Source organism: Paenibacillus sp. ov031, assembly GCF_900143165.1.
In the GTDB taxonomy this organism is placed as follows: Bacteria; Bacillota; Bacilli; order Paenibacillales; family Paenibacillaceae; genus Paenibacillus; species Paenibacillus marchantiae.
The window spans coordinates 1,605,356-1,629,053 of sequence record NZ_FRDO01000001.1 but is presented as its reverse complement, the minus strand read 5'-3'; the positions used below and the strand labels follow the sequence as shown (position 1 = coordinate 1,629,053).

The following is a 23,698-nucleotide window of genomic DNA, read 5'->3' as shown; positions in this document are numbered from 1 at the left end:
TCTTGTTTCTGTTTTTGTTTGATGAATCCTAAAGGGGTAGCTCCACAACTATGCGGTGAACGTTTTTTGCTTTCGATAGACATTGGGGGTCTCCCCGGTATATGCTCTGAATTTTTTATAAAACCAGTCTGTATCCGTATATCCAACCTCGCTGGCAATTTCGTAAATCCGCAAATTGGTGGATATCAACAGCAGCTTGGCTTTTTCCATCCGCTGCTGCATTAAATAATGATTAAAGGACACGTTCTCTTCCATTTTGAATTTTTGACCAAGATACGCACAATTAAAATGAAGCAAGTCGGAAATCCTCTTTAGTGTAATGTCACTGCTCAGGTGATCGAGCACATAAGCTTTTACCATCTTGATCACTTGGCTGGAATGCACGTGCTTGCCTTCCAAATGAACCAGCGATCTGAAGGCAGAAGGAAGTCTCTTCGCGGGCTCCGAATCAAGCCTGGACTTGAGCCGATCCAGACTGTTCAGGAGGGCGGAGGCATGGAACGGACCTGGCAAATAATCGCTGACCTGATATGCTAACGCTTTGCGTACAAGCCTGAAATGATCCCCTCCCCCCATGAAAAGGATCGGAATCTGGCTTTTCTTTCGAATATAGTGGCATAACCACAAACCTGCAGCAGCAAATCCCCCGGTGCTCACGAGCACGACAGAAAATTCTCGATCGGCCAAAGCTGACAAGGCGGCGCACGTAGAGACTACGCAGTCTCCGATGACGTGATCGGAGTTACTGCGCCGCAGCAACTTCTGCAATTCTCCGTGCGTGTGGCCGCTGAAGTCCACAAGCAAGATGTCATGCATGAAGCAAAACCTCACTTTCGCTTGATTTGAATCTCTCTGAACCACTCTAAAACCCTCGGCCCTTAGTATGACTCATGTCTTTATTTCATTATGGGAATAAAAGAAAGCGCATACAATGTGCATCTCTTTGCGGAGGGACCATTTGTTTACCAATTCAAGCCGAAAATGCTTCAACCTGGATTCAAATTGCCAAAACCCATAGTTTGACAGGGTAAGCCCCTTTACTTTAACGGGTTGTTTGCGCTTTCATTCAAGAGCTACACTTTGATAGAAAACTGTAAAACACATTCAGGGGGGACAACGATGAGAAAAAAAACGTACATGCTGATGAGCCTGGTCCTTGTAATCATGCTGTTGATTACCGCGTGCAGCACTGGCTCCAGCGCACAGACAGAGCCGGAAACGAAGGCGCCGCAGGCGGAGCAAACTACGAATGAAACAGAACCTAAGAATGAGACAGAACCTAAGAATGAGACATCAACGCCGGAGATGGATTTTGACATGGGGGGAAGAAAAATCAAGGTGGTTGCCTGGTGGGACATGAAAATGACCGATAGCAACCCGGATAACATTCAGCGAATCGAGAACTTGGAAGCACTGAAGAAAAAGCACAACTTTGACATCGAATACATTTCGATTGATTTTGGCGAATACCAGGAGAAGGTCGTGGCTTCCCTGATGGCGGGAGAACCGCTGGGCGACATTGTCCGGCTGGGCAAAAGCTACGCTATTCCGGCACTGACCAAGCAAGACTTGTTATGGCCCGTGGATGAGTATACCAAGAACGAAAAGGTGTTCAACCAGAAAACGACCAACGAATACATGCAGTACGAAGGTAGGGGCTACGGATTTACCGAGGATCAATCTTCATTTATAAGTGGCATTTTTTATAATCGCACGCTCATGCAGGAGCTAGGTATGAAGCCGTTGCAGGAATATGTGGACGAAGATCAGTGGAACTGGGATACGTTCATTGAAGTAGCCAAAAAGGCAAACAAGGACCGCAATAACGACGGCAAGCTCGATACCTGGGGATTGGCCCAAAGGGGACTGCTTGAACCGGTGCTGTATTCCAACGAAGCCTCACTGACCAATGGTGACAAGCAAAATTTGGATGATCCAAAAACAAAAGAAGCACTGAGCTTCGTTTCCAAAATGGCTACCGAGCAAGTCGGCAGAGCCTCGGAAGGCGGGGATTGGACTGAACCGGCCACGTTCTTCCGTCAGGGCAATACGCTAATGTATTCGGGCGCCATGTACGAGATCGAAGGCATCAAAACAGATATGCAGGACTATGATATCGGCTTCCTGCCTTTCCCGAAAGGGCCAAGTGCAAGCGCGTACCACTCTGGCGAGTCGCAATATCAGGCGCTGACGATTCCAAAAGCAGTCGAGCATCCCGAGCAATTGATGTATATCTGGGAAAAAATCAATGAGATCGATTCAATCTACGATTACCCCGGACAATCGACCCTGGAGACTCACTTGGCGGACGAAGCTGACATCGAAAATGCCAGAACGGTTGCTGATGGCATGCTGGTGCTTGACCACAATACGTTCCCGTCATTGCCTTTCTGGGATTTCAACGGGGAGCTGGTCGATGGTGTTTCCGTTTCAACCGTCATTGAAAAATACAAGGCGCCGTTCCAGGCAGCCATCGATGAGGTATACAAGCAAAAGAAATGATGCTGTTCTCTCCGGAACGGTTGCAAAGCCCTACGCACCGTCCCCGGAGAGTGACACACCATAACCATGCTCCACGCCAGAAGGAAGGGGGACATATTGGAACATGCGGTCACGAAAGAAAAAAGGACTGATCCTGCTGCTCGCCATTGCGTTGATCTTCTCCATATGGAGCATTTTCCATGCGCGGGATCGCAGTCCGGGCATCGTTCAGGCGCGCGAGGATTTTGAAGCTGTGTCGGGTACAGACGATCCACGCAGCTATGAACATTATCTCTCAACGCATACAAACGCAGACATGCCGGAGCAGACCGTAAGAATCGAAGGAGAATCTTTCATTCAGGCTGCGGACGGTGAGTTCGAGGTTGTCAATGGATATGCCGGACTGGACGGGAAAGCGGTCATCACCCCGGAAGTCGGCACTATCAGCTGGGAGGTCCCTGTACAGGCGAGCGGTTTATACCAGATCCGCGTTCATTATTATCCCGTCGCGGGCAAAAGCTCCGGCATTGAGCGGAAGCTGACCCTGAACGGAGAGGTTCCGTTCAGGGGAGCCGATGTGCTGCTATTTGACAGGGTATGGGGGAACCGCGAAAACAGCGTGCGAAGGGATGATCGTGGCAATGATCTCAGACCACGGCAGGTGGAGAAGCCCGTTTGGCAGCTTGCTGCATTCAAGGACAGCGCCGGTTACTTCGAAGAGCCGTACCAGTTTTATTTTGAAAAGGGCAACCAGAAGCTGTCGCTTACCTCGCTGCGCGAAAGCATGGCGATCGATTATATCGAGCTGTACCAGGAAGAGGACATTCCATCTTACGCAGAGCTGCAGGCCACTTATGAATCGGCAGGATTGAAGCCAGCGGAAGCTGTCATGCTCAAGGTACAGGGAGAACAGGCGGTGAGTAAATCGTCACCAACCCTTGCCCCCATTTCGGATCGGTCGAGTCCTTCACTTGAGCCCTATGATGTATCCAAAATTCGGATCAACGCCATTGGAGGCATCAACTGGAAGCTTCCCGGCGAATGGATCGAATGGGATGTAGACGTGCCGGAGGATGGCCTGTACCAGATTGCACTCAAGGTGAAACAGGATCAGCTTCGCGGCGTCTATGCCACACGAAGTCTGATGATCGACGGGAAGGTTCCATTCAAGGAAATGGAACGCATTCGCTTTAACTATAGCCCCGAATGGCAGACACGGGTTCTTGGTGAAAGCGAGCCTTACCTGTTCCAGCTCTCAAAAGGAACACATCGCTTGCGAATGACGGTTACGCTGGGCGATATCGCTCCGCTGCTGCGCACGGTGGAATCCAGCGTGCTGGATCTGAATGAGATGTACCGCAAAATTTTGATGATTACCTCTAACAATCCTGATCCTTTGAGGGATTACCAGCTGGAACAGCGCATTCCCGAGATGACCGAGGTATTCCAGCGACAGGCCGACATTCTCCGTTCCGTTGCCGACTATTTGGAGAAGGCGACAGGTGAGCAGAGCGACAAGGTAGCCGTATTGCATGCGATGGTCGTGCAGCTGGAGGATATGGCGGCAAGACCGGAAACGGTGCCCAAACGTCTGGATACCTTCAAGATCAACGTGGGCGGGTTGGGAACATGGATTCTATCGGTTCGTGAACAGCCTATAGCACTGGATTACCTCCTGGTATCCTCACCGGATCAGAAGCTGCCCGAGGCTGAGGCAACTGTGCTGCAACAGATGAAGCATGAAGTGGGTGCCTACGTCGCTTCCTACACGGAGGATTATGACAGCATCGGCAACATGGAGCAGAAAAAGGATTCCATCACCGTATGGATTACAACCGGACGTGATCAGGCACAGGTGCTGAAAGCTCTGATTGATGAATCCTTTACACCGGAAACCGATATTTCGGTGCAGCTGCGCCTTGTTCCGCCCAACATCCTGCTGCCTGCAACGCTGGCCGGGGAAGGCCCGGATGTGGCGATGCAGATGGGCGAGGATATTCCGGTCAATTACGCGATGCGTAATGCGGCAGCCGACCTGAGCGGATTCCCGGACTTTGAGCAGGTTTCAAGTCGATTTCGCGAGAGCGGATTGACGCCTTACCGCTATAACAACGGGGTATATGCTCTTCCAGAGCAGCAGCATTTTCCGATGCTGTTCTATCGCAAGGATGTCCTCAACGAGCTTGGCTTGGAGCCGCCAAAAACGTGGCAGGACGTCTATAATGCCATCTCGGTGCTGCAAAAGCACAATATGGAGTTCTATTTGCCAATCGAGGATACAACAAACAATGCCAACATGATACCCAACGCCACCTTCGCCATGCTGCTATACCAGAACGATGGCGACTTCTATAAGGAAGATCAAAAGGAGAGCGCGCTGAATTCAGAAATTTCCATGGATGCGTTCAAGAGGTGGACCCAATTTTATACAAATTACAAATTCCCGCTTAAAGCTGATTTTCCAAACCGCTTCCGTACTGGGGAGATGCCGCTTGGTATCGCGGATTACACAACCTATAACATGTTGACCGTTATGGCGCCCGAAATCCGCAATCTGTGGGACTTCACCATCGTTCCGGGCACGCAGCTGGAGGATGGTTCCGTAAGGCATGAGGTGGCAAGCACGACGAGTGCAGTCATGATGCTGGAAAACGCGAAGAACAAGGAGGCTGCATGGTCGTTCATGAAATGGTGGACCGACAAGCAGACCCAGATTGAATATGGCAGGGAAATGGAGGGACTGATGGGAGCAGCGGCGCGTTATCCGACCGCCAACATCGAGGCATTAGAGCAGTTGCCCTGGCCGGTCAAGGATTATCAAAACCTGGAGCAGCAGTGGGAGTGGGTAGAGGGCATTCCCCAGGTTCCCGGTGGCTATTTCACGGGCCGACATCTCGACAACGCGTTCCGTAAGGTGGTCAATGCAAACGAGAATCCGCGTGAAGCCTTGTCCGATTATGTTCTGTACATCGACGATGAGATCGAGCTCAAGCGCAAGGAATTTAATCTGAAGTAGAAGGAAGGGAGGGTAACGGTTGCAGGCAGAAATCACCAAGACACCCGCTGCGCCTGCCATCAACGCCAGGCAAGCGAGCAGGTGGTCCCTTTTGAAAAGGGATTTGTACCTAAGCAGACACTATTACGTACTGATGGCACCGTTTATGCTGATCTTTTTCTTGTTTACGGTCATTCCGGTCGGCCTCTCGCTGGGCCTCAGTTTTTTTCACTTCAATATGCTGGAGCTGCCCCGATTTGTCGGCTGGCAAAATTACTCGCGGCTGTTCCTGAACGACGATGTTTTTTTAATCGCCCTTAAAAATACGCTGCTATTTGCCGTTATTACGGGTCCAGTCAGCTATATTGCCTGCTTTTTGTTTGCGTGGATCATCAACGAGCTGTCGCCCAAAATTCGGGCCATCATGACGCTTGTGTTCTATGCACCTTCCATTTCAGGCAACGTTTTTTTCATCTGGCTGATCATTTTTTCGGGAGACAGCTATGGATATATGAACGGTTTTCTGATGCGCCTCGGCGTTATTCTGGAGCCGATCCTGTGGCTTGCAAACGAGAAGTACGTGCTGGCGATCGTCATCCTCGTACAGCTGTGGCTCAGCCTTGGCACGAGCTTCCTCGCCTTTATTGCGGGTCTCCAGACCATCGACCGATCGCTGGTTGAAGCGGGCACTGTGGATGGCATCAAAAACCGCTGGCAGGAGCTATGGTACATTACACTGCCTTCCATGAGACCACAGCTTATGTTCGGCGCAGTGATGCAAATTACAGCCTCGTTCGCCGTCGCCGAAATCTCCATCGCGCTGGCTGGCTTTCCAAGCGTCAACTATGCGGCACATACCGTCGTAACACATCTGATGGACTACGGCACCATCCGTTTCGAGATGGGCTATGCGTCCGCCATTGCGACTGTTTTGTTCGCCATGATGCTCGGAACGAACATACTGACACAAAAAATGCTGAGAAAGATAGGTGAATGACATGACCAGCAAGGTACGCGCCGTCTTCGGCATGTCCAGAAAACTGAATCGGTCATTTACCGTCAGCCTGATGTTGTTTGCACTGCTGGCTCTGTTTGGTTCATTCATGGTATTGCCGCTGATCTACACGGTTAACAATGCCTTCAAACCGCTGGATGAGCTGTTTATTTTTCCGCCGCGCTTTTGGGTGAACAATCCGACGACAGAAAATTTTGCAGACCTGATCAATCTGATGGGGAACTCCTGGGTTCCCTTATCCAGATACATTGCGAATACGCTGATTATTACGCTGCTCGGAACGGCAGGCCATATCCTGCTGGCTTCCGCAGCAGCGTACCCGCTGGCCAAGTACCGGTTTCCCGGTTCAAAGGTGCTGTTTACCATCGTCATCCTGTCCCTGATGTTCTCACCACACGTCACGGCGATTCCAAACTACATGGTGATGTCCTGACTAGGATGGATCAACACACATGCGTCCATTATTGTGCCTTCACTCGCTTTTTCCCTGGGACTCTTCCTGATGAAGCAGTTCATGGAGCAAATACCGGATGCGCTGCTGGAGGCCGCAAAAATCGACGGGGCCAACGAATACCGGATATTCTGGAGTATCGTCATGCCCAACGTGAAGCCAGCCTGGCTCACGCTTATGATTTTACAGTTTCCGGCGTTGTGGGGGACCGATGGCGGAAGCTTCATTTACAGTGAAAATCTGAAAACACTGCACTATGCGCTCAGTCAAATTATCCAGGGAGGAATTGCCCGTGCAGGCGTCGGCGCTGCGGTAGCGCTTCTGCTCATGATCGTACCGATCGTCCTGTTCATCATCTCCCAGAGCAGTGTCATGCAGACGATGGCAACTTCCGGTATGAAAGAGTAGAAGGGGGGCAGCAACATATTGAAAAACATGTGGAAAAAATGCGGATGGCTCACGATGGGCCTTGCCTGCCTCCTGTGCTTGGGAAATGCGGCGGCAACGGCTTTTGCAGATGGTCAGACGGATGCGTACAACTACTCCTACTGGGGAGAAGCGGTTCGCTCTCCTGCCGCGTATGAGGCAACCCGAATAGTGACAGGTACGGAGCTGAAGATTGGCACATTCAAAGAACCGAACGACATGCATGTCACAGCCGATGAGCGGGTTTACGTGCTGGATTCGGGCAACAGTCGAATCGTCGAGCTGGATCGGGAATTGAAGCTGATACGGGTTATCGATTCATTTGATCATGAGGGACAGAAGGATTTTTTCAAAAATCCGCAGGGATTGTATGTATCCGACAATGGGCAGCTGCTCGTTGCGGATTCGGATCATCAGCGGGTGGTTCATCTGGATGAGCAGGGGCAGTTGATCAAAATTGTGGAGCAGCCGCAATCCGACCTGCTGAAAACGGACTTTCAATTCAAGCCGCTCCGGGTTGTTATGGATAAAGGCGAACGGATTTACGTCATGGCTGAAGGTGTTTTTGACGGCTTCATGGAGTTTAATTCCGACGGTTCCTTTGCCTCGTTTATCGGAGCCAACAGGGTATCGGTCGACCCGGTGGAGTATCTTTGGAAACGATTCGCAACCCGTCAACAGCGCAGCCAGATGGTCATGTTCACACCAACCGAGTTCACCAATATGGACATTGACGAAGAAGGATTCATCTATGCAACGAGCGGGGACCAGAAGGGATTACCGATTAAGAAACTGAATGCGCAGGGCGCGGACATCCTGAGAAGGGAAGGCTACTATCCGCCGCAGGGGGATTTGTTGTACACCAATGAGAAAGGGCCTTCCCGGCTGGTTGATGTGGACGTGGGGGACAGCGATATGTATTCCGTGCTTGATGCCAAGATGGGGCGAGTGTTTACCTATAACGGAGATGGATATTTGCTCCACATGTTCGGAGGCATCGGCAACCGGTTGGGACAATTCAACACTCCTGTTTCGCTGGAGCGTGCAGGAGACCGCATGCTTGTGCTGGACAAAGCACTGGGCGAGATCACCGTATTTCAAACGACAGAATATGGACGCACACTGCATGAAGCGGTGCGAAGCTATTTCAACGGAGACGAGGAAGGATCTGCGGCAAGCTTTGCGAAAGCGGCAGATATGAATGCCAATCTTGAATACGCCTACGCAGGCATCGGAAAAGCGCTGCTGCGTCAGAAGGATTATGCAGAATCTGCGCAATATTTTAAGCGAAGCATGGAGCGGGAAGGGTATTCCAAAGCGTTTCTCCTGTTTCGCAAAGAGCTGCTCCGCGAGCATTTCTCATGGATCATGTCGGGACTGTTTCTGATTGTTGCCGTGCTGGTAACCGTGACCATCGTTCGCAGACAGAGAAGGGGGACAACGAATGCAGGTATCAAGTAGACAGTTGATCCAATATCCGCTGCATCTCATATTTCATCCGTTTGACGGGTATTGGGAGCTGAAATACGAGCGAAATCAGAGAACAACGCTGATGATCGCATTGGTCATTTTGGGTTTGTTGACAATAACAACGATCCTTCAGGCCCAATACAGCGGCTTCCTGGTTAATTTCAATAACCCGAAACGATTGAACAGCCTGCTGGAAATGGTCTATGTCATTGTTCCGGTGCTGTTCTGGTGTACAGCGAACTGGTCGCTCACCACGCTTATGGACGGAGAGGGCAAATTCTCGGAAATTTTCATGTCCACGTGTTTTGCACTGGTTCCGCTGATTTTGATTCAGTTTCCTTGGATTTGGCTCAGCCTGATCATTTCCGGGCAGGAAACCGCCTTTTATTATTTCTTTAACATGGCTGCCACGGCCTGGACGGTATACCTGTTATTTGTCGGCAATATGACGGTGCATCAATACTCACCCGCCAAAACGGTGCTGACCATGCTTCTGACGTTGGTTGCCATGGCCTTCATGGCATTTCTCTGCCTGCTGTTCTTCAGTCTGGTGCAGCAGATTGTGTCCTTTGCAGCCACCATCTATCAGGAACTTGTACTCCGGGGCTAAGGAAGGAGAATGGAGATGAATTTGTACGTGGCTAAAAAAATGATCGCGATCCTGCTCGTATTCGGCCTGCTTCTTGGCGGGTGTCAGCCCGCTTCCATGCTTGAACCCAGGATGTCTGCGAGCTCGGGTGAACAAGCGGAAGTGCCTGCGCTGCCGCCCGGAGAGAAGCTGGCCTCATCCTTCAACGATACACGTCTTCCGGGCATGATCGGGCTTGCCCAGAATGAAGCGCTGCAGCTGTTCATCCAGGAAGAGACAGCCGAGATTGCGGTGATTCACAAGCAGAGCGGGCAGATCTGGCGCAGCAATCCGGAAGAGCGCAAATTGGATACGCTTGCGGCGGGCATCAACAAGGACCTGCTGTCTTCGCAGGCCAAGCTCAGCTTTTATAACAGTCAGGGACAGAGCAGCTCGGTTAACTCCTATACGGATAGTGTAGCCCACCAGCAGATAAGCTACGAAGTATTGCCAAATGGCGTTCGGGTGAACTACCAGTTTGGCAGTAATGAGAGCTCCATAGAGGATTTGCCTGTGAAAATCAGCAAGGAGCGCTTCGAGCAGAAGCTGCTTGCCGCGCTCGATAAGGCCGGGCAGCGTGCCTTAAAGGTCGGCTATGCCGAGGACAAGGGCGAAGGCGTCTACGTCCGAATCGACAAGGCGATGCAGGGACTTCAGCTAACGCGTGCCCTCAAGGCTTTTGAGACAGCCGGTTACACACCAGAGGACCTTGAACTGGACAATGTCGAGCATGGCATCGAGCAGGAAAAAAGCGGACCACGCATGTTTATGTTATCCATCGAATACGAGCTGGATGACGAAACACTGGTCGTACGCGTGCCGGCATCCGGCATTCATTTTCCCGAGCAATATCCGATCAATAGCATATCGGTGCTGGATTATTTCGGTGCTGGTGCAGCGGACGAAGAAGGTTCCCTGTTTGTACCCGACGGTTCGGGAGCACTCATTCATTTCAACAATGGCAAGGTTCAATATCCCGCCTATCAGCAGGACGTGTATGGACCGGACCTGACGATGAAGCTTCGTGAAGTGGACTCGACTGAGGAAAAGGCCAGGCTGCCGGTCTTCGGACTGATTCGCACGGGCGGTGCGTTCCTGGGCATCATCGAGGAAGGTGCGGCTACAGCCGTTGTTAATGCGGATATCAGCGGAAAGCTGAATAGCTACAACAATGTGTATCCAAGCTTTTACGTTGTGAACAAAAGTGATGTGACGCTTCAGGCGAGCGACATGGTACGGACACTGCCCAAGTTCCAGAAGAAGCCGACGGCATCCGATTTTGTCGTTCGTTACGCCTTTGCCGGAGCAGAGGATGCGTCCTATTCCGGTCTTGCCTCTCTGTACCGGGATTATTTAACCCGGACGGCCGGCCTTCCGGCGAAGCAAGCGGCTGAGGGAGAAAAAGGCATTCCATTTTACCTGAAGCTTGTCGGCAGTATGACCACCCAAAAACACATGCTGGGTATACCTTACGAATCGAATGAGGCGTTGACCACGTTTGAAGAGGCGCAGCACATCTTGTCCGAGCTCAAAGAAAAACACGTATCCAACATTCAGGTGCGCTACGCGGGCTGGTTCAACGGAGGACTCCTTCATCGGCTGCCGGATTCCATCAAGGTGGACGGGGCGGTGGGAGGGCGTAAAGGCATGCAGGCATTTAGCGACTATATCCGTGAGGCCGGGATCGGCTTTTATCCTGATGTAGCGGTCTTAAATGTGCATGCGAAGAGCGGGTTTAAGCCTTCCTCGGAAGCTTCCCGAACGCTTACGCAGGAGCCAGCGGTTCTATATCCGATGGACCCGGCAACACAGCGGCGTGACCGGGATCGACAACCGGCATATATCCTTTCTCCAAACCTGCTGGGTGATGTGACCGAAGACATGCTGAAATCACTCCAGCCATATGAGACAGGCGGCTTGTCTATGCGTGATCTGGCCGAGCAGCTGAATAGCGATATGAATCCGAAAAAACTGCTGGACCGAACCGGAGCGCAAGTTGCTGTCACGGAGGCATTGAAGCAAATTACACAGCAGGGGATGCCCCTTGTGGCGGAGGGTGGGAATGCTTATGCGCTGCCATATGTGACGGGGTTGACGGATGCGCCGATGTCCAGCAGCCACTTCAAGCTGGAGGATGAAGAGATTCCGTTCTTCCAACTGGTTGTTCACGGTGGCATCAGCTACACCGGAGCAGCCTACAATCTGTCAACGTATACCGATGCGAGACAATATGTGCTGAAGCTTGTTGAGTATGGAGCAAGCCCCTACTTCACATGGTTCAACGCGCCGAACCATGTCGTGAAGGAAACGGATTACGACGATCTGTACGCCGCCCATTACGAGCAGTGGATGGACCTGGCAGCCGAGATGTATGAAGAGGTCAATCAGGCCAATCGTCCATTCGCCGGGCTGAACATGGTCGCACACGAGAAGCTGGCTGAAGGGGTATTTCAAACGACATACGAAAACGGAGGCTTCGCTCTGGTGAATTATAACGACTTTCCCGTGCAGGCAGCAGGCCGAACCGTAGAAGCCAAAAGTTACGTGACAGGTGGTGAGCAGCTCTGAAAGCGCTACTAAAAGGAAAGTGGGGACGTCGAACCTATGCTCAGCAGAAGGCGGCCTGGGGAGTGATCTATGTGCTTCCCTGGCTTATCGGCTTTGTCCTGTTCTTCTTTGTTCCGCTGCTGGCTTCCCTGCGCTACAGCCTGAGTTCAATCCAGGCGAACGCGAAGGGCATATCTATCCAGTTCACAGGTCTCGCCAACTATATTCAGGCGCTGACGGTCAATACCAGCTTCAACCGGGCGCTGATTGGATCCATAACAGAAGTATTCGTCAATGTGCCGCTCATCGTCATATTCAGCCTGTTCCTTGCCGTCATTCTTAATCAGAAGTTTCCGGGGCGGGCCATAGCGCGTTCTATATTTTTCCTGCCGGTGATTTTGGCATCAGGCGTCATCATGGCGCTGGAAAGCACCAGTCTGATCGAGGCCGTTAACCAGAGCAGTATGGGTGGCAGTGCCTTGGGCACATTTGAGATCGAAAACCTGATGCTGGACGCGGGGCTGAGCGAGTGGGTTGTCATGTATCTGAGCAGCGCCGTAGATCGCATTTATCAGATCGTCAGTCAATCAGGCGTGCAGATTCTTATCTTTTTGGCAGGCATCCAAACCATATCGCCCCAGCTGTACGAGGCATCCAAAATGGAAGGGGCTACGGGGTATGAAGCCTTTTGGAAAATTACGTTCCCCATGGTCAGCCCGCTTATTTTCGTTAACGTGATCTATACCATTGTCGATTCCTTTGCCAACAATGCCATGACTTCGCTCATTCGTGATACTGGCTTTGTCAAATTTGATTTTGGACTGAGCTCAGCTATGGCGTGGGTCTACTTCGTGGCGATTGCCGTCATTCTGATCATCGTATCGCTTATTTTCTCCAAACGTGTCTTCTATCAAGATTAGAAAGGAGGTTGTTCAGATTGATGATATCAAGGCTGTTTTCACTTGAGCAGTGGAAAAGCTGGCTGTGGTCCGTTGTGCGGTTCACGCTGATTACCGGGCTCTCCTTCGTGATCCTGTTCCCGATCTTCCAGAAAATATCGACGTCCATCAAGGATAAGAGCGACCTGTATTCGGCCGTCGTGGTCTGGATTCCGCAAAATTTCTCCATCGACAATTTCAAGCAGGCCATTCGTGTCATAGATTATTGGGCCACGCTGCTCAATACGTTTGCACTGTCTGCAACAACGACCATTTTGACGACGCTTTCCTGCGCGCTCGCCGGATATGGGTTTGCCCGCTTGAAATTCAAAGGAAGCAATCTGTTGTTTGCCGGAGTCATCTTGACTATTCTGGTTCCGCCAACCACCATTCTTATTCCGGTGTACCTGAACTTGAAGAGCTTTGATCTGATGGGACTGATGACGCTGATCGCTGGCAAACCCGTAAATCTGCTGAATACGTACTGGCCGTTTATTCTGACTGCCATAACGGCCAATTCGCTCAAGGCAGGGCTGTATATTTTTATCTTCCGCCAGTTTTTCAGAGGTATTCCCAAGGAAGTAGAGGAAGCGGCTTACGTTGATGGTGCTGGCATCAGCCGCACTTTTACACGCATCATGCTGCCCAATGCGATACCGTCGATTGTTACGGTGCTGTTATTTTCCTTCGTGTGGCAATGGAATGACAGCTTCTATACGACAACCTATCTGACGTCCAGCAAAGTGATGTCCACCCAGCTGTCCTCCCTACCGTATAATCTGGCCCAGCAGGTAAGCGATGGTGCATCCAAAGCCGATCCTTTCTATCTAAGCATGATACAGGATACCGGGATTTTACTGGCCATCTTGCCTTTGATCATCATCTACCTGTTTGTACAGCGTTATTTCGTGGAGAGTGTTGAACGCACGGGCATCGTTGGATGATGCTTCTCAATCGGGAGGGGCTTTAAAGGCCAGACCCAATACAGTCTTGAAAAGGAGGTGATGCCGTCTGTTTTCACGTTTCACCATTTAAGCTCAGGAGGGATTATGTTGAAGAAGATGTTGAATTACTGTAAATTTATGCTCATTCTGGCTTTGCTGCTGTCCATCACGCCACTCGGATCGGGTCGCGCGGACGCGTGGGTTGGCATGCCCATGGGCAAGCTTCACGTCAGTGGGAAAAATCTAGTGAACAGCAGTAACCAACCCGTCGTAATGAGTGGCTGGCATCAGCCCTCAGGAGCCTACTGGACCTACCAGAACAGCAATTATTATCTTAGTCGAAACGGCAACAACCGCCATGCCGCTACATTGGCTTATCTGAAAGAAATTACCGATACATTTACAAGTACAAGTCCTAAATACGGAAGCAGCCACGGCTGGAATATGAATCAGATTCGTCTGTTCATTGACCGCGAGGACATGGGAGACGTAGCAGCAGGCACTTATAATTTTGCTGGTGTACAAACTGTAACGCAGAACGTCATTATCCCTTATATCCAATATGCAAAAACAAAGGGTGTTTATGTTACACTCGGACTTGACTTCACATTGAAGGATGATCAAGCTACGACCACAGCCAATCTGCAAAAGTTCAATCAAATCTGGGGTTATCTCGCTTCTCGCCCGGAAATTAAAAGCGCAGACAACGTACACTTTGAGCTAATCAATGAGCCGGTTAAATCGTATGCTAACGGTCATTGGGGCGGCTACAACGGCGAGAACGACTTTGTGGATCACTGGAATGATCTGCGCAATTTCCAGAACTCCATCATCTCAACCATCCGCAGCCAAGGCGCGGATAATGTTATCTGGGCCGCTGGTTTGGGGTACAACCAATTCTATAGTCTGACAGCAAGCCATCCCTTAACAGACCCTTTGAACAATTACGGTTATGCCGTTCACTGGTATCCGGGGTACGGAGCGCATGACAACATGTCGATTCTGCAAGATCAGTGGAATACGAATGTGAAGGCTGCGGCTGATAAATATCCGATTAACATCACCGAAGTCACGTGGTTCAAAACGAAGCCGGGCGATTCCGAATACTGGAATCTGTTCAACGGCAGTAATGAAGGTTTTGGCAACAATACGAAGACCATTTTCAACGCGGCAGGCAATGTCAGCATTGCAGCACATATGAACGGCTTCATTTTGGATGCCGGGGAACGAAGCTCCTTTGCCGATCCGACGGCAGGCCTGAAATGGGACGGTGATGCTTCACGGAGCGCGATGGGACGTTTTCTGTTCGATTGGTTCTATGAACGCGCACAGTCTTACCCGAACGGTGGCACTCCATCAACGGGATTGACGCCGGGGGCAACCTACAAGATCGTGGCTAGACATTCGGGCAAAGTTATAGATGTCCCGGGTGGGGTAAATGAGAACAATTTGCAGCTTCAGCAATGGTCTGATCTGGGCGGCAACCCTCAAAAGTGGGTCCTGACCCAGATTGCTAGTGGAATTTACAGTTTGACGAGTGTAAATTCGCCCGATAAGGTCATCGACATTCGTAATGGGACAAGTAACAACGGAGAGGCAGTACAACTCATGAACAATTTGAATACCACCGCGCAGCATTTTAAAATCAACGATCTGGGCAATGGCTATTGGAGTATTATAAACGTCAACAGCAATAAGGCCATAGAGGTCGCAGGCTCCTCAACGGCAGACGGTGCCAAATTACAGCAAAACGGTTTTATAAACGCAACCAATCAGCAATGGAAATTTGTCGCAGTTAACAATTAAGATGTATCTCCAAAAGCCCGGCTTAGCAAATTTAAGCAAGGCTTTTGGAGTATACCTGAAGTTTATTAGCGTGCTTCATAAAACGCTTCAGTGACCCAATTAAAACCTTTGTTGATGGAAAGGATGACGGATGTCCATGCTCAACAATTCAGCGGATTCGGCAAATGAAAAGGAAGGTCCGACGGCACCGTGTGACCCTGTTGGGGTTGCTGAAGCTGGGAATGAGCCGCCGGTTGATCCCGAGTCACAGGCTTATCGTGACATGATTGGTAAATCTCTATTGAACAAAGGAAACAACACTAGATTGAAGGCTGCTATTGAAAAAGCAAAACGCGGCGAGCCGGTCACCATCGCTTACATTGGCGGGTCGATTACCCACGGCGCAGGCGCCGTTCCTCTTCATCTGAATTGTTACGCCTATCGCGCGCATGAAATTTTCAAGCATATGTTCGCTCCATCGGATGACAGTCCGATTCGTCTGATCAAGGCAGGCGTAGGCGGCACGCCCTCACAGCTGGGCATTGTCCGCTATGATCGGGATGTGCTGCGGGACGGGACAGTCCAGCCTGATATTGTCATTGTGGAGTTTGCCGTCAATGATGCAGACGATGAGACCCAAGGCATTTGTTACGAGAGCCTGGTGCTCAAGGCACTTGGCGCTAACAACAAACCAGCCGTCATTCTGCTGTTCAGTGTGTTTGAGAATGACTGGAATCTTCAGGATCGCCTGACTCCTGTTGGCTGGCATTATGATCTGCCTATGGTGAGTGTAAAAGATGCTGTGGTGGAGCAATTCCAGTGGACGAAGGAACAGGGCAATGTCATTACCAAAAAGCAATTTTTCCAAGACATCTACCATCCGACCAATGCCGGACATCATATTATGGCCGACTGTCTGGGCTGGTTGTTCGACGTAACGGATCGATCCGCCCCGGACGAGGAAGATAACGCGAATGAAAAGCCACCGCTGCTCGGAAATGCCTTTGTTGACACGAAGCTGCTTGACCGTCTGAATGGCGACAGGATCGCCCGGATTGAGGAGGGTGGGTTTCGGGAGACGGATACCGATCTGCAACTGACAGAGATGGATGATCATGCACACGGTACACCGCTATTTCCTAATAACTGGATGCATACGGGGCAGAACGTAGCGGGTAAAGACAGCTTTAAGCTGATCCTCCGGAGCAAGCGCCTTATTCTGGTGTTCAAGGATTCCGGAAGGGCGGATTTTGGAACCGCGAATATTAGAGTGGACGGAACACTGATGAAGACAGCCGATCCACATCAAGTGAACTGGACACACTGCCATGCCGTAATCCTGTACGATGAAAAGCATTCCAGAGAGCACACGGTGGAGATTGAGATGGCTGAAGGCCACGAGGGCAAACGATTTACGATTCTGGGATTTGGTTATGTTGATTAGTCACAACATCCTGTTTAGCAGCAACAAAAGAAGCATGTTGGAAGGGGAGAATATGATGATAACTACAGCACCAGAAGGGTATGACCAGTACAGGGAAAACATACTACACGGCAACATGGAAATGGTGGAATATTTCTCGGCAACCGTTGGGAACTCGCGCAAAACAATGGTGTATACTCCACCCGGATATTCCATTGAGTATACGTATAACGTCCTCTACCTTTTGCATGGGATCGGTGGAGACGAAGCCGAGTGGCATAATCATGCCAATCCACAAGTGATTCTCGATAATCTGTACGACGATAAAAAGCTTGAGCCGATGATTGTCGTGTTTCCTAATGGTCGCGCAATGCCAAACGACAGGGCTGAGGGAGATATGTTTGATCCTGAGAAAATAAAAGCATTCGAGACGTTTGAATCCGATTTACTTCACGATTTAATTCCTTTTATTGAATCGAATTACCATGTACGGACGAAAAGGGAGAACCGGGCAATTGCAGGTTTGTCCATGGGCGGAGGCCAGTCTTTAAATATCGGATTGAACAATCTGAACCATTTTGCCTGGATCGGTGCGTTCTCCGCAGCTCCAAACACCAAAGCCCCGGAGCTGCTCCTCCCGAATCCATCAGAAGCGTCATCGCTTCTCCGTTTGCTCTGGTTGTCCTGCGGTGACCAAGATAACCTCAAGCAAATCAGCGAACAGTTGCACGGTTATTTGACACAACACGAAGTACCTCATATTTGGTATGAGGAAAGCGGTGGACATGATTGGCCTGTATGGAAGAACGATCTGTATCAATATTCCAAATTAATTTTTCAATATTAACAGGATTTTAAAGAAAAGCCTATAACGAGCTCATGTTCAAGAAATAGACAAGAACAAAAAGACAAGAGCACTCCTATTGTGTTTTAGACAGGGGAGCGCTTTTGTTTTTTTGTTTTGGTTTTGACCATTCATATGAAGACAACTCCCATTGAATATCATTGGAAGTTGTCTCAAGGGTTTTTCGTTTATTTGCTGTACGATTTTAATATGAGGACATCAACATTTATGCAAGGAAAAGTGTGGGGCGATCGGACATGTTACTATTTTAATGGAGCTGTGAATGTGGTAACACTCTGGGCAGGAAGTTGAGCAGTAAAGGAATTGCCAGTGACGTTTATCGAAGAGCCGGTTGCCAGATTTCTAGTGCTGTCCGTAATCCAGGAAGATACGGTTGAGGCGTTCCCGTTCTGCAATACAAATTTTTGGTTTACGGCGGAAGTACCTCGGTTAATTGCTACGATAACCACCTTGTTGTCTCCTTTGTAAGCAGAGATAAACGTCTGGGTATCCGGATTTTTCGTCGCCTCAACTCTTACAAAGCCTGGTCGAACAAACTTGGAAAAATGCGCCATGTTATATCCACGTTTGCTTATGGTGCCATCTTCTTTCATGGGACCGTACTGTCTACGAATATACCACCATACATAAGCCTGGAAATCTGCCTCTACCATGGCATTATGGATGTGATAGGAGACATCCAGCGCCTCTGGCCAATTATCTGCTGAGTTCGCGTTACTATTAGGGTAATATACCTCCGACATCCAAAGTTCCTTTCCAGCACCTTTTTGTTTAAAAAGTGGGTAAGGGAAATTGTTAAACTGTGTACCATACGTATGTGCACCCAAAATGTCCATGTTTGCTAAAGCTTGAGGATCATTCAGTATGGGATCTGACATTTCTTTTAGGTAGGAGAAGGATTCTGGCGCCATTACTTTCGCTCCTGTAATGGAGCCTGCATAATCTTTCATGAATCGAAGCATCTCCTGAGGCGTCCACCACGTCCAATCATGCGCATAATCCGGTTCATTTTGTACGGAGATTGCATAGAGATTAACACCGTTGGATTTCATGTAAGAAACAAATTCATTAAGATGCTGTGAATACGCAGCATATTTATCGTATTTAAGTCGCTTGGCCGTGGTGTCCCCATTACGATTGAATGTCTCCACCATATCACTTGGAGGATTCCATGGTGACGCAAAGACGATTGCCCCTTGTTCAATCGCTCGTTTTGCGGTAGGCAATTCTTTATACCAATTGTTTTTATTATCATCAATATAGACACGCAAAATTGAAAAACCCAGCTGATTTTGTCCATTACCAAATGCTGTATCTCTTTGCGATGGTGTCAAATCTCCTATCCAGGCCGGATGATTAATTCCCCCAAATCCCTTGATAAGCTGCTTTTGAGAAGACAAGTTTACAGTAACATCGCTGGCAGCCGAAGCCTGAATTGGAGTTAATATCAGCGGGAGGGCAGTCAGGAGGGCCAAAAGAACACTAATTGACTTCTTCAATTTGAATAACAAAACGTACACTCTCCTCTAAAACGAAATTTTATCAACCTGAATAAGAAAGCCTAGATCTTATTTTGGGCAAATAATTTTCTTGTATCACCCTCTTTCATACAAAAATATATAAATATATGGGATAATTTATATATTTTTGTATTGTTGTGAATTTAATTCTACGGGAATATATAAGGGATTTAAACCGGACAGATTCCAGTTTTTTGTGCATGTAAGAGACTCACGGCCGTAGCATGAGTCGCTATCTGATAACTGATGAATTCATAATTTTGTTCATTTCACAAAAGAAGTTACGTCCATACAGTCGAGTCAAGGGCAACTTATGTGATGCGAAGCGTAATCTGTACGACGATTTTTTAAGGATAAGGCCGGGGGCTATTTGGCTGAGCTGGTGTGTTCATCGTGAAGCTACAGCTAAACATATCCATTCTGGCTTGATGGCAGTGGAAGTACCAGGAGTTCGAGGGGATCGGGCAGCTTGTTATGGATTTTGTGCTACAGATACTTAGCTGGCTTACGGAAGAGGAAAGTAATTCCATTAAGCAAGCACAGGCTGAATGTTTTGCTAACGTTAAGAAAAAAAGGAAAGCACTTGGGGGGCCAAATGTTTGCCTCGTAAAAATTTGGTGGACGTTGAGCTTCATGCTCTGAATATGCTGGAAATGTTCTGTCTTGAACGGGGAGAGTCAATAGAATATTAAAAATTGAATTCGATCTATTAACCGATGGTTAATTTATCATATTAATGTAGAATATCCAACAAAACATGAGGAACGGAAAATTATAGTTTACGAGATTCGTCGGAAATCTTCATATTGAGATTTATCCAGTTGGCGAAGGCTTATTTGTACGCAGATATTGTGACCAAATGCAACCATACAGTATTGCTGAAAACGAGAATGGAAAGATGACGTTTTTCGGGTATGTAAATAATAATCCGTACACAGGTAGTTGAGATTGCATGTATATGATTAAACTAACGGGTAACGTTAGTTTAATAAAACCAAGAAAGCAGCCGATCAAATGTAATCGGCTGCTTTTATTCAACTGACGTGCTGAGTATTCTATAGATATGTCTAAACCTCCTATTAGAAGCAAACTAGAAAATTGTTCTAATAGGAGGTTTTATTCATGTGCATGATAACTTAATAATATCGAAACAAATTGGGCATTTATAGTATCTAATTTAAGAATTATTTATTTTCATCGTATCTTTTTTTGGAGGAAACAACATGAAAAACAGATTTATTTCTGGGATTGTATCAATTGCCCTATTCTTGATCCCAATCACTGCTCATGCAAATAATAATGTTACTTTCGATGGCAAAATGCTTGATAACAGAGTATACTTGCCCACCCGTAAAACTGGCGAGCAGCTAGGAGCTAAGATCTGTTGGAATCAAAAAACAAAGACAGCTTCCATTCAGCAATACGGGGATCAGCTAGTTGATAAAGTTGGTCCCTATGTCAAGATTTTAGACGGAAGAGAGTTTATGTTCAACTTCGTGAATTAAACGATAATTTCTTTGGTAATAAAAAAGAGCGTACTGAGCTAATTGAGAAAGCTCATGGTGCAGTTGCTGGAGCGCTAACTTGGGAAGGGATCGATAAATTCAAAGTTAAATATTCTGTTGAATGGCAGACCGGAGATTATTCCTATAGAACTGGAACTATTGAGGCTAAAATGAAAAAGTCCAAAGAGAAATGGATTCCTTTTTCGTATCATTACTATGAGTCATGGGGGATTGTAGCTCCGTAACAAACAATGACATGTCACTGGTTTTAACTATTTTACCTGCCATTCCATATATAGAATGAGAAATTAAAGTAGATGCGCAAATCGAGGGTGAAGTTAAACTAACAGGCAGATTACTTTAATATCTAATATCCATCGCGTTCATCCCTACTTTGGTTATCTTCAAATGACGCTTGGTGGTTTATAAAAATAAACAAAGAGTCGGATGAATAAATTGAGCATTTTGAATGTCGCAGGAGAAAATTTATAAGTGGAACTGTCTTCAACTGTTCACACTCTTGAAAAATAAAAGTATACCATGTATGGACAAAAATATGTGGCACAGGGAAAAGGAAGACCAGGCAATTAAAATTGTCGGTCTATAGGAGTCAGAGAAGTATTAGTATATAAGGAATGTAGATATCTCTCCTGTTTCTAAAAAACGTACAAAGGGGAGGGAATAATGACTATTTTATCAACTGGACCGATTGAGAATAATCCGGTCAATGGTGTAAGACCAACACAACAGCTGACCATCAATATTGATAATAGAAATGTGGCCACTAATGCAATTATCTTGATTCAGGGTTATTACCTAAACGGGACTAGAACGGAATATGTACTCGAATTAATTAGTGTAAATCCAAATCAAGCAATAAGGAAAGATTATTTTGCGGATCTGGATGTATTTGAATTTGTCTTTACAACAAGTGGTTTAGCAGAACAGCAGATAGAAATTTCAGTTTGGGGAAAAAATTCTTCAGGACAGCTTGTAACGCCTCACCGTATCGTATCATCAGAGTTGTTAGGAGCCAATGGGATCATAGGAACAACCGGGACAACGGGAGCTACAGGAGTCAGTGGATTGACAGGGGCTACAGGCTCAACGGGAGTCACTGGTGCATCAGGTGCAACAGGAATAGGAACGACTGGATCGACGGGTTCGACTGGCGCAACTGGTCCGACAGGTGCAACTGGGGTAACAGGAGTTACAGGTACCACAGGTGTGACTGGGATTACAGGGGCCACCGGAGCTATCGGAAGCGCAGGAGTAACAGGAGACACCGGCGTAACGGGAACTGGAACGACTGGAGTCACCGGAGCGACGGGTACAACGGGGGATCCTGGAATAACGGGAACAACAGGAGATACCGGTGGAACCGGAGTAACAGGTGCTACAGGTTCTGTAGGCAGCACGGGTGCGACCGGAACCACAGGTACAACGGGCTCAACAGGATCTATAGGTCTAACTGGTGCGACAGGCGCAATGGGAATCGGAGCCACCGGAGCCACCGGAACAGGAACAACTGGGGTAACCGGCGCAACAGGCGCAACCGGATCCACGGGAGCGACGGGCTCTAGTGGAGTAACCGGTGTCACAGGATCAGCGGGAACAGGGGCTACTGGAGCCACTGGTGTAACGGGGATTACTGGAGTAACCGGTGCGACAGGTTTAACGGGTACGACGGGCGATCCTGGAATAACGGGAACAACAGGAGATACCGGTGGAACCGGAATAACAGGTGCTACAGGGTCTGTAGGCAGCACGGGTGCGACAGGTATAACGGGCGCAATAGGATCTACAGGTGTAACTGGTGCGACAGGAGACACCGGAACAGGAACAACTGGAGTCACCGGCGCGATGGGTTCAACTGGGGTAACCGGCGCAACAGGCGCCACTGGAGTTACAGGAGTTACGGGATCAACAGGTGTAACAGGAGACACCGGCGTAACGGGAACAGGGATGACTGGAGCCACCGGCGCGACGGGTTTAACGGGTACGACGGGCGATCCTGGAATAACGGGAACAACAGGAGATACCGGTGGAACCGGAGCAACAGGTGCTACAGGGTCTGTAGGCAGCACGGGTGCGACTGGAACCACAGGTACAACGGGCGCAATAGGATCTACAGGTATAACTGGTGCGACAGGCGCAACGGGAATCGGAGCCACCGGAGCCAGCGGAACAGGAGCTACTGGTGCAACAGGATCTACGGGTGTAACCGGAACGACAGGCGCAACGGGAGCGACGGGCTCTACTGGAATAACCGGTGTCACAGGTGCAACGGGAACAGGAACGACTGGAGCAACAGGATCTACAGGTGTAACTGGTGCGACAGGCGCAACGGGAATCGGAGCTACCGGCGCGACGGGTTTAACGGGTACGACGGGCGATCCTGGAATAACGGGAACAACAGGATCTACAGGTGTAACCGGCGCAACAGGAGCCACCGGGGTAACAGGAGTTACAGGAGTTACGGGATCAACAGGTGTAACAGGAGCCACCGGCGCGACGGGTTTAACGGGTACAACGGGCGATCCTGGAATAACGGGAACAACGGGAACAACAGGAGTAACAGGTTCTACAGGGTCTGTAGGCAGCACGGGTGCGACCGGAACCACGGGTATAACGGGCGCAATAGGATCTACAGGTGTAACCGGTGTGACTGGTGCCACGGGAACAGGAACGACTGGAGCTACTGG

The 23,698-nt window shown here is 49.0% G+C and carries 15 protein-coding genes and 1 pseudogene; 14 read left to right on the top strand and 2 right to left on the bottom strand.

Annotation, left to right across the window (positions count from 1 at the left end; all coding sequences use genetic code 11):
• Positions 1 to 48: 48 nt before the first annotated feature.
• The gene (locus tag BUA17_RS06950) at positions 49 to 816 is read right to left on the bottom strand and encodes a helix-turn-helix domain-containing protein (protein ID WP_063567962.1); all 768 of its coding nucleotides are present in this window, start codon (positions 814 to 816) and stop codon (positions 49 to 51) included.
• Positions 817 to 1,119: 303 nt separating this feature from the next.
• Between BUA17_RS06950 and BUA17_RS06945 the strand changes: the two genes are divergently transcribed.
• The 12 genes and pseudogenes from BUA17_RS06945 (at position 1,120) to BUA17_RS06890 (ending at position 17,950) form a co-directional block, all read left to right on the top strand.
• Positions 1,120 to 2,502, top strand: coding sequence for an extracellular solute-binding protein (locus BUA17_RS06945; protein WP_072733039.1), 1,383 nt, complete (start codon positions 1,120 to 1,122; stop codon positions 2,500 to 2,502).
• A 103-nt stretch (positions 2,503 to 2,605) separates the two neighbouring features.
• On the top strand, positions 2,606 to 5,497 hold the full coding sequence (locus BUA17_RS06940; RefSeq protein ID WP_072733037.1) for an extracellular solute-binding protein: 2,892 nt from the start codon (positions 2,606 to 2,608) through the stop codon (positions 5,495 to 5,497).
• A gap of 19 nt (positions 5,498 to 5,516) precedes the next feature.
• Positions 5,517 to 6,473, top strand: coding sequence for a carbohydrate ABC transporter permease (locus BUA17_RS06935; RefSeq protein ID WP_072733036.1), 957 nt, complete (start codon positions 5,517 to 5,519; stop codon positions 6,471 to 6,473).
• 1 nt (position 6,474) lies between these two features.
• Positions 6,475 to 7,350: pseudogene (locus BUA17_RS06930) on the top strand (carbohydrate ABC transporter permease).
• A gap of 15 nt (positions 7,351 to 7,365) precedes the next feature.
• Positions 7,366 to 8,829 (top strand): NHL repeat-containing protein, encoded by a 1,464-nt coding sequence (locus BUA17_RS06925; RefSeq protein ID WP_083584603.1) that lies wholly within the window; start codon positions 7,366 to 7,368, stop codon positions 8,827 to 8,829.
• Positions 8,813 to 9,448: a Yip1 family protein gene (locus BUA17_RS06920; RefSeq protein ID WP_072733035.1), complete on the top strand. Its 636-nt coding sequence runs from the start codon at positions 8,813 to 8,815 to the stop codon at positions 9,446 to 9,448. Before BUA17_RS06925 ends, BUA17_RS06920 begins: the two co-directional genes overlap by 17 nt.
• Before the next feature lie 15 nt (positions 9,449 to 9,463).
• On the top strand, positions 9,464 to 12,034 hold the full coding sequence (locus BUA17_RS06915; protein ID WP_072733033.1) for a DUF5696 domain-containing protein: 2,571 nt from the start codon (positions 9,464 to 9,466) through the stop codon (positions 12,032 to 12,034).
• A complete protein-coding gene (locus BUA17_RS06910; protein WP_072733032.1) occupies positions 12,031 to 12,933 on the top strand; it encodes a carbohydrate ABC transporter permease in 903 nt (300 codons plus the stop codon). Before BUA17_RS06915 ends, BUA17_RS06910 begins: the two co-directional genes overlap by 4 nt.
• 17 nt (positions 12,934 to 12,950) lie before the next feature.
• Positions 12,951 to 13,895, top strand: coding sequence for a carbohydrate ABC transporter permease (locus BUA17_RS06905; protein ID WP_139295621.1), 945 nt, complete (start codon positions 12,951 to 12,953; stop codon positions 13,893 to 13,895).
• A gap of 105 nt (positions 13,896 to 14,000) precedes the next feature.
• The gene (locus tag BUA17_RS06900) at positions 14,001 to 15,701 is read left to right on the top strand and encodes an RICIN domain-containing protein (protein WP_244552086.1); all 1,701 of its coding nucleotides are present in this window, start codon (positions 14,001 to 14,003) and stop codon (positions 15,699 to 15,701) included.
• Positions 15,702 to 15,837: 136 nt separating this feature from the next.
• Positions 15,838 to 17,124 (top strand): GDSL-type esterase/lipase family protein, encoded by a 1,287-nt coding sequence (locus tag BUA17_RS06895; RefSeq protein WP_072733030.1) that lies wholly within the window; start codon positions 15,838 to 15,840, stop codon positions 17,122 to 17,124.
• 52 nt (positions 17,125 to 17,176) lie between these two features.
• Positions 17,177 to 17,950 (top strand): alpha/beta hydrolase, encoded by a 774-nt coding sequence (locus tag BUA17_RS06890; protein ID WP_348537062.1) that lies wholly within the window; start codon positions 17,177 to 17,179, stop codon positions 17,948 to 17,950.
• A gap of 260 nt (positions 17,951 to 18,210) precedes the next feature.
• On the opposite strand, the gene BUA17_RS06885 is transcribed toward BUA17_RS06890, so the two are convergent.
• A complete protein-coding gene (locus BUA17_RS06885) occupies positions 18,211 to 19,479 on the bottom strand; it encodes a glucuronoarabinoxylan endo-1,4-beta-xylanase XynC (protein ID WP_072733029.1) in 1,269 nt (422 codons plus the stop codon).
• Between the two features lie 1,232 nt (positions 19,480 to 20,711).
• On the opposite strand from BUA17_RS06885, the gene BUA17_RS06875 reads away from it, so the two are divergent.
• Entirely contained in the window at positions 20,712 to 20,993 is a 282-nt protein-coding gene (locus tag BUA17_RS06875) for a stalk domain-containing protein (RefSeq protein ID WP_072733028.1), read from the top strand.
• A gap of 684 nt (positions 20,994 to 21,677) precedes the next feature.
• Positions 21,678 to 23,698: collagen-like triple helix repeat-containing protein (locus BUA17_RS06870; protein ID WP_211754043.1), on the top strand; the 2,021-nt coding region annotated here is incomplete at its 3' end.

Bases quoted from the DNA above. Each gene is read 5' to 3' on its own strand.
- BUA17_RS06895 (WP_072733030.1), top strand. From the start codon at position 15,838: ATGCTCAACAATTCAGCGGATTCGGCAAATGAAAAGGAAGGTCCGACG.
- BUA17_RS06920 (WP_072733035.1), top strand. From the start codon at position 8,813: ATGCAGGTATCAAGTAGACAGTTGATCCAATATCCGCTGCATCTCATA.
- BUA17_RS06890 (WP_348537062.1), top strand. From the start codon at position 17,177: ATGATGATAACTACAGCACCAGAAGGGTATGACCAGTACAGGGAAAAC.
- BUA17_RS06915 (WP_072733033.1), top strand. From the start codon at position 9,464: ATGAATTTGTACGTGGCTAAAAAAATGATCGCGATCCTGCTCGTATTC.
- BUA17_RS06875 (WP_072733028.1), top strand. From the start codon at position 20,712: ATGAAAAACAGATTTATTTCTGGGATTGTATCAATTGCCCTATTCTTG.
- BUA17_RS06945 (WP_072733039.1), top strand. From the start codon at position 1,120: ATGAGAAAAAAAACGTACATGCTGATGAGCCTGGTCCTTGTAATCATG.
- BUA17_RS06900 (WP_244552086.1), top strand. From the start codon at position 14,001: ATGTTGAAGAAGATGTTGAATTACTGTAAATTTATGCTCATTCTGGCT.
- BUA17_RS06950 (WP_063567962.1), bottom strand. From the start codon at position 816: ATGCATGACATCTTGCTTGTGGACTTCAGCGGCCACACGCACGGAGAA.
- BUA17_RS06940 (WP_072733037.1), top strand. From the start codon at position 2,606: ATGCGGTCACGAAAGAAAAAAGGACTGATCCTGCTGCTCGCCATTGCG.